The 6,838-nt window shown below is 63.2% G+C and carries 9 protein-coding genes and 1 pseudogene; 5 read left to right on the top strand and 5 right to left on the bottom strand.

Annotation, left to right across the window (positions count from 1 at the left end; genetic code table 11):
• From HMPREF9463_RS11055 to HMPREF9463_RS02565, 3 genes and pseudogenes are all read right to left on the bottom strand, one after another.
• Window positions 1–328: pseudogene (locus tag HMPREF9463_RS11055) on the bottom strand (lantibiotic ABC transporter permease); the annotation flags it as partial.
• Between the two features lie 35 nt (window positions 329–363).
• Window positions 364–1,134 (bottom strand): ABC-2 family transporter permease, encoded by a 771-nt coding sequence (locus HMPREF9463_RS02560; RefSeq protein WP_035136942.1) that lies wholly within the window; start codon window positions 1,132–1,134, stop codon window positions 364–366.
• Window positions 1,131–1,859 carry a lantibiotic protection ABC transporter ATP-binding protein gene (locus tag HMPREF9463_RS02565; RefSeq protein ID WP_035136943.1) on the bottom strand — a complete coding sequence of 243 codons (729 nt, stop codon included), beginning with the start codon at window positions 1,857–1,859 and terminating at the stop codon, window positions 1,131–1,133. Before HMPREF9463_RS02565 ends, HMPREF9463_RS02560 begins: the two co-directional genes overlap by 4 nt.
• Before the next feature lie 195 nt (window positions 1,860–2,054).
• Between HMPREF9463_RS02565 and HMPREF9463_RS11300 the strand changes: the two genes are divergently transcribed.
• On the top strand, window positions 2,055–2,156 hold the full coding sequence (locus tag HMPREF9463_RS11300) for a TetR/AcrR family transcriptional regulator (protein ID WP_218565035.1): 102 nt from the start codon (window positions 2,055–2,057) through the stop codon (window positions 2,154–2,156).
• 436 nt (window positions 2,157–2,592) lie between these two features.
• Window positions 2,593–3,042: a hypothetical protein gene (locus HMPREF9463_RS02570; protein WP_052044022.1), complete on the top strand. Its 450-nt coding sequence runs from the start codon at window positions 2,593–2,595 to the stop codon at window positions 3,040–3,042.
• A gap of 208 nt (window positions 3,043–3,250) precedes the next feature.
• Here HMPREF9463_RS02570 and HMPREF9463_RS02575 read toward each other — a convergent pair whose 3' ends face one another.
• A complete protein-coding gene (locus HMPREF9463_RS02575; RefSeq protein WP_035136944.1) occupies window positions 3,251–3,670 on the bottom strand; it encodes a YjdF family protein in 420 nt (139 codons plus the stop codon).
• Between the two features lie 308 nt (window positions 3,671–3,978).
• Here HMPREF9463_RS02575 and HMPREF9463_RS02580 point away from each other — a divergent pair, with 308 nt between their 5' ends.
• The gene (locus tag HMPREF9463_RS02580; RefSeq protein WP_198019899.1) at window positions 3,979–4,209 is read left to right on the top strand and encodes an ATP-binding protein; all 231 of its coding nucleotides are present in this window, start codon (window positions 3,979–3,981) and stop codon (window positions 4,207–4,209) included.
• A gap of 12 nt (window positions 4,210–4,221) precedes the next feature.
• On the opposite strand, the gene HMPREF9463_RS02585 is transcribed toward HMPREF9463_RS02580, so the two are convergent.
• The gene (locus tag HMPREF9463_RS02585; RefSeq protein ID WP_035136946.1) at window positions 4,222–4,662 is read right to left on the bottom strand and encodes a MerR family transcriptional regulator; all 441 of its coding nucleotides are present in this window, start codon (window positions 4,660–4,662) and stop codon (window positions 4,222–4,224) included.
• Between the two features lie 268 nt (window positions 4,663–4,930).
• Between HMPREF9463_RS02585 and HMPREF9463_RS02590 the strand changes: the two genes are divergently transcribed.
• A complete protein-coding gene (locus HMPREF9463_RS02590; protein WP_035136947.1) occupies window positions 4,931–5,698 on the top strand; it encodes a carboxymuconolactone decarboxylase family protein in 768 nt (255 codons plus the stop codon).
• A 2-nt stretch (window positions 5,699–5,700) separates the two neighbouring features.
• Window positions 5,701–6,441: an alpha/beta hydrolase gene (locus tag HMPREF9463_RS02595; RefSeq protein WP_198019900.1), complete on the top strand. Its 741-nt coding sequence runs from the start codon at window positions 5,701–5,703 to the stop codon at window positions 6,439–6,441.
• The last annotated feature ends 397 nt before the right edge of the window (window positions 6,442–6,838 follow it).

Raw genomic sequence — 6,838 nt, forward strand, 5'->3', positions numbered from 1 at the left:
CCAGCGCGCCCGCGCCGAGCGCCGCAAGGGCGAGCAGCTTCGCCGCGACGGCGCGCCCGCGCGAGGGGACCGCCGTGAGGTTGGCGAGGTGCCCGGCAGCGCGCTCCTCGTCCACGGCGAGCCCGCAGACGATGGCGGACATGAGCGGCATGAGGGCGCCGAGGAACTGGGCGTAGGCGTCCGCGCCCAGCGCCGGGTCCCATCGGGTTACAGAGAAGTACTCGCCGCAGGCAAGACCGGCTGCCAGGCCGCAGACGAGGTGCACCGCCGTGAGCGGGGAGCGCGCCAGGCGCAGGGCCTCGGAGAGCAGGGCCCGCGGGAGAGTCATGCGCGGCGTCGGGTCGGAGAGTCGTGTCATGGCCATCACCTCTCCTCGGAGCGCGCGAACCAGGCCGCGCCCGCCGCCGTGAGCGCGGCGAACGCGAGTGCGCAGACCGCAAGGCCCGCCAGTGTGAGCATGCCGTCCGCCGTGAGCGCCCCGCCGAGCGCCATGTCCGCCGCGAGTGGCTCGCCGCTCGGCAGCACGGGGATGAAGCTCGTGGGGATGACCATGCTCGCCGACGGCGGAAAGAGCTGCGGCAGCGGCATCAGCGACCAGGCGAACCCACCCACGAGCTGCGCGGCGAGCGGGCAGAAGATGCCCGCGAGCATGCCGAGTCGCGCCGTGAGGAAGAGCCCTGCGGGGATCATCCACGCCGCGGTCACCGTGTTGGCGAGCGCGCAGAGGAGCATCGTGAGCGTGCCCGCGGCCGTGAGGCCCTGCGAGGAGAACGCCGAGCCCGCGAGGTAGATGCCGAAGACCACGAGGTTCGAGAGCGTGCAGAGCGCGAGGCACCAGAGCGCCTTGGCCCACCAGGCGCGCCCGAGCGGGAAGCCCAAGCCTAGAAGCCCCCGCATCCGCGTGCGCGTGTCCGCCCGCGCGACGCACGCCACCACGAGCGAGAGAGACACGGGCAGAAAGAGCGCGTACCAGTAGTTCCACGCGCTGAAGATCTGCACGCCCCGGTAGGGCATCGCGCCGAGCAGCGGCATCGGCAGCGCCATGAGCACGGCCAGGCGAACCGGTGCCGCGTGGCGCGACTTCAGGGCCTCGGCGCGCAGGCCCGCGAGCAGGCCGCCTTTCTCGCCCGTCATGCCGCCACCTCCCCGCGCGCTCGTCGCCCCTCCCGGCAGACGCTCATGAAGAGTTCCTCGAGGTCCTGCCCGGGTCGAAGCGCATCCTCGTAGGCGAGGCGCCCCCCGTAGATGATGCCGATGGTGTCCGCCATCTGCTGCACCTCGGAGAGGATGTGGCTCGAGACGATCACCGTCGTACCCGCCGCCGCGAAGCCGCGGATCTGGTCGCGCAGCTCCTCGATGCCGATGGGGTCGAGGCCGTTGGTGGGCTCGTCGAGCACGAGCAGGCGTGGCCGGGCGATCAGCGCCAGCGCGAGCCCCAGGCGCTGTCGCATGCCCATCGAGAAGCGCCCGGCGCGCTTCTTCCCGGTGTCCGCGAGGTCCACGGCGGCGAGCACCTCATCTACGCGGCTCTCGGGAAGACCCAGCAGCGTGGTGCGCACGCGCAGGTTCTCGCGCGCGGTGAGGTTGGGGTAGAGCGGCGCCTCCTCGATGAGGCTGCCGATTGCGTAGAGGTCCTCGCGGCGCCAGGCGTGTCCGGCAAAGAGGATCTCCCCGGCCGTCGGCCGCAGCATCCCGCAGATCATCTTGAGCGTTGTCGACTTGCCGGCGCCGTTGGGGCCGAGCAGCCCGTACACCTCACCCTCGCGGATATGAAGGCTCACGTCGGCCACGGCATCCTGCGCCTGGTCGCCGCGGCCGAAGCGCTTGGTGAGCCCGCGCGTCTCGAGCATGTAACCCATGGGTTCGTCCTTTCTCTTCCGGGCGCGCGGGCCGAGTCGCCGTGCCCACGCGCCTTACCTTTCGGGTTCACCATCCATGGTGGGGCGCGTTTCTAACGAAGCTGTAACGGCCGTTGGGCTCTTTTGGCGCCAGCCCTTCTCGACCCGTACGCCACTCATGGTATGTTTATCGCGATAACAAGGACGGAGGTGCCCGTGGCACGCAATAAGTACCCGGAGGAGACGGTCGAGAAGATTCTCGACGTTGCCGAGCGGCTCCTCGTGGAGCGCGGCTACGAGCACACCACGATGATCTGAAGAGCAATACGCTAAATCGAAAAAGGCAATCGAAGCCGCGCCTGTGGACTTATCGAGGGTTGAGATTCCCGCCCCATCCATCGCCACCCAGCGGAAGGTCGTCGACATCCTCGACCGCTTCGACTCCCTAACGAAATCGCTCACCGACGGTAGGATAAACCCCCATGAATATATGAATTGACCTGCTGACTCCAATGAAGATTGGAGGGTAACTGCCAGGGGTGACGGCCCAGCGAGTGTTATTTTGCGAGCTATGCGCATTGAAAGCGACCTTTCGTGGTATAAACTACTTGCCGGAAGCCGCGGCTTTCAGAGTACGGCTTACGTGTACGTTTAACCTCCGTGGGCGACGGGGTGCCGCAAGGCGTAGAATATCGCCCACCTGTAGGGGCCTGCAGCGATGCGGGCCCCGCTTCGTATGAAGGGGGCGTAACCGATGAAGATCGTATCCATCTCCCAGGACTTCTTCGACCTCGTCGAGGGCGACCGCGAGCTCATGCTTAAGCACAATCGCCCCTGCATCGTGGTGGTGAGGCTGCGTTTCCGCGGGAAGCGCAGGGACTTCGCCGTGCCGCTGCGTTCCAACATCGCCCCTAACGTGCCCAAAGACCAGTACTTTGCGTTGCCACCCCGCCCCACGACGCGCCCCGGCTGCCGCCACGGCATCCACTACATCAAGATGTTCCCCATAACCAAGGCCTACCAGCGCCGCTTCAGGACCGAGGGCTCGGCCTACTACGAGACGCTCCAGCGCATCATCGATGGCAACACCAAGCGCATTGTCTCCGAGTGCCAGGCGTACCTCGACCGCTACGAGCGCGAGGGAAGGCCTTGCTTTGCCGTCGACATCGACCGCATCGTGGGGCTGCTGGAGGGCGAGAAGTAGGGCACCTCGGCTCAGTCTTGAGCCATGCGGAGCCGCTCCGCATTTTTGAACGCCGCGTGTGCGTCCCAAATACTTGAGAAACAAGCTGTGAAGTGCGGTGGCGCGCACGTGCCCGTGCATAGCCGTCACCATCAGCGTCTACGCGGCGTCGGCTTCAAGTGGAACTGGCGCCGCTGCTGTATATGGTTTGCCTTGCTGCAAATAGCGATCAATGCCCGCGATGTTTCTGCTTGCGCTTCAACTTTCGCTGCTCGAAGCGCGTCTCCGCCTCATCCGCGCGACGCTGAATTCTTGCTTGAGCCGACTCCCGCTTCATCGCTTCCCGCTGTGCCGCGAGCGCCTGTTGTGCCTTGGTGCTCACCGCGGGCCGTTTAAGGGCTTTCGCTGCCTCGCGGGCGCGCCGCTTGGGGTTCTTCGCGGGCTTGCTTGTTTCAGTGACTTTGTCGCCGAAGAACGAGAGCTTCTCCCATTCGCTTGTAACGAATCGCAGGATCTCCTCATCGGACGGCTCCGCGCCGAAGACGATGCGAGCGACGCCGTACCTTCCGTCCTCGACATGCTCCGCCAGCCCGACCCAGAATTGACCGTCGTGATATACGGTCAGGGTGGACGACACGCTGATCTGCATGGTTGGTTCCTCCTTTATGTAGATGACCATGCAGAGAAGGGACAACCAAGGAGGCAGGTTACTGATGCGGACTAGCGCACGCCCACGACTACCCGACGGGGACTGTGTTTTCATCTCTGGTGGTTGGATTGTAGCACGTGCGAATGCGCCCGGCATCGCTGCTGACATGGCGCTACTGGGATTCGCTCTTTGATGCATCCTTGTGCACATTGCCTTCTCGGTTTCGAAACTTTAGAAATAATCGAGTTTCGAAACCGAGAAGGAGTGGATTATGGCTTGGGTAGACCGCAATACGTACCGACTCCACCGTGTTGGAGAGGCTGGCCGAGTACATGATGGACAACTCCGGCAACCTCAACTCGCCCAACAACATCGCCAACGTCCTCGACGCCAACAGGGTTCCCACCAACCACGTCACCGTCGGGCGCTATATCTCGTACCTCCGCGACGCTTTCGCCTTCTATGAGGCGAAGCGCTACGACATCAAGGGGAAGAAGTACATCACTAACCGAAGAGGACTCCTCACCGAATTCCCTTGAGATCGGTCGGCATTATCGAGCGTGGGCGTTATCGTAGGTATCTTTGATTTCTTCCGGCAAATTGTCGGGAATCAGCGCCTTCACCCTATCCTCGTTGCCATCTTGGATCGCCTGCTCGTAGTACCAGCATTTGAACTTCAACATATCCAGCGCACGGTTCATGTTTGCGATCTCCGACTCCATGTGGGCCCTTCGCTCCTCGAACATGGCCTTGCGCTTGGGATATGTCGATGGGCCCTCCGCGCACCATTCCATGAACAGTCGGATGTCCTTAATCTCCATTCCAGCCTTCTTCAGGCATTCGATGACCCGAAGCGCCTCGAGTTCCGTATCGCCGAATCGGCGAATACCGGACGTCCGCTCCAGCCCCGGGAACAATCCCTGCTTGTCGTAATACCGCAGCGTTGAGGCGGGCAAGCCGAACATTTCCGCCACCTGTCCGATTGTGTACATGGCCCCTCCGAATAAATCTCGAATTCATTCCTTGACCTAAAGTCAGGTTTAGGTATTACCTTCATTCTCGTCAATACAAATCGGTAGCGCAAGGGGTGGTCCGTAATGGGCAAAACGGTTTTCGCCGGCGGCGTGAACGGTGTGGGCGATATCGCCGGGCATCCCGCTCTGGAACAGGCGCAACGAATGGGCATGGAAATCTAGGCGGGCTACTTAGCCGCGCGGAGACAGATTCGTGTCCAGAACCATCGATAGGAGGAAATCGATCATGGCAATTAAACAGACGGCGGGTAGGGATGCTCTAGGGGACTTTGCCCCCAAATTCGCACAGCTCAACGACGACGTGCTGTTCGGCGAGGTGTGGAGCCGGGAGGGCGAGCTTTCCTTGCGCGACCGCAGCATAGTGACGATGGTTGCCCTGATGGCGCAGGGGCTGACGGACTCCTCGTTCCAATATCATCTGATGTCCGCAAAGAACAACGGGGTGACCAGGGCTGAGATAGCGGAAATCATTACGCACGCGGCGTTTTACGCGGGATGGCCCAAGGCGTGGGCGGCCTTCCGCATGGCGAAGGAGGTCTGGGCGGACGAGGACGACGGCGCCGACGCAAAGGCCCGACACCAAAACGAGATGGCCTTTCCTATCGGTGCCCCCAACGACGCATTTGCGAAGTACTTTATCGGGCAAAGCTACCTCGCGCCCCTTTCCACCGAGCAGGTCGGCGTCTACAACGTGACGTTCGAGCCCGGCTGCCGCAACAACTGGCACGTCCATCACGCCAAAAGCGGTGGCGGACAGATCCTCGTCTGTGTGGCCGGTCGAGGGTTTTACCAGGAATGGGGCAAATCGGCACAGGAGCTGCGCCCTGGCGACGTGGTCAACATCGCCCCGGGTGTGAAACATTGGCACGGAGCCGCGCCCGAGAGCTGGTTCTCCCATCTCGCGCTGGAGGTTCCGGGCGAGGAGGCCTCCAACGAGTGGTTGGAGCCCGTGATCGACGAGCAATACCTTAAAGCGACCGACAAGGAGGCTTAGGCATGGAGCAGTTGAAACTGACGCAGGAATGGGACAAGGTGTTCCCCAAAAACGACAAGGTTGAGCACAGCAAGGCGACTTTCCACAACCGATACGGCATCACGCTGGCGGCCGACGTCTACGTGCCAAAGAACGTGGAGGGCAAGCTGCCTGCCATCGCCGTCAGCGGTCCGTTTGGCGCGGTGAAGGAGCAAACGTCCGGCCTTTATGCGCAGAAAATGGCGGAGCTGGGCTTTTTCGCGATTGCCTTCGACCCGTCCTATACCGGCGAGAGCGGCGGTGCGCCCCGCTATGTGGCATCGCCGGACATCAACACCGAGGATTTCTGCGCAGCGGTGGATTTCCTCTCGGTACAGGAAAACGTCGATCCGGAGCGCATCGGCATCATCGGCATCTGCGGCTGGGGCGGCATGGCAATCAATGCCGCAGCCATCGACACCCGCATCAAGGCCACCGCGGCTATGACCATGTACGATATGACCCGCGTGACCGCAAACGGCTACTTTGACGCCGAGGATTCCGAGCAGGCGCGCTTCGAAAAACGTAAAGCGCTGAACGCGCAGCGCACCGAGGACTATAAAAATGACAGCTACGCGCTGGCGGGCGGCGTGGTCGATCAGCTGCCCGATGACGCGCCGCAGTTTGTGGCGGACTATTACGCCTACTACAAGACTCCGCGAGGCTACCATCCCCGCAGCCTGGGCTCCAATGGCGGTTGGAATGTGACGTCTTCGCTCATATGACCCAATCCGCTGTCAAGAGCCACAATGGCCCCGCCGACCGCTTGCAATCGGTCGGCGGGGCCTGCCGTTAACCCGTCCCGGTCCGCCCCCGGCATGTCGTCGACGCCTTCGGCTCAGTCTCATATCCGCGGATACCGTTCTGCCGGCCCGCACTCCATTCCTTCGGCGGGGTTCCCCAAGTCTGTCGAGGCGCATGCGGAGGGCTCCGCGCGCACAGCGAAATAGGGGGTGTCCCCGAAGGCCGCCCGGCTCGCCGGGACGGGGGCTATGTCTATTCCGCGCCCTCCCGGCACATCATGCCGAGGGCCCAGAGCCACCTCACGAGCTCGGCCGCGGTGGCCGCGTTGGCCTTCGCCGCGGGCATCGCCGCGGGCGAGCATCTCCTCGCGCCGCCGCA

Source organism: Collinsella sp. 4_8_47FAA, assembly GCF_000763055.1.
In the GTDB taxonomy this organism is placed as follows: domain Bacteria; phylum Actinomycetota; class Coriobacteriia; order Coriobacteriales; family Coriobacteriaceae; genus Collinsella.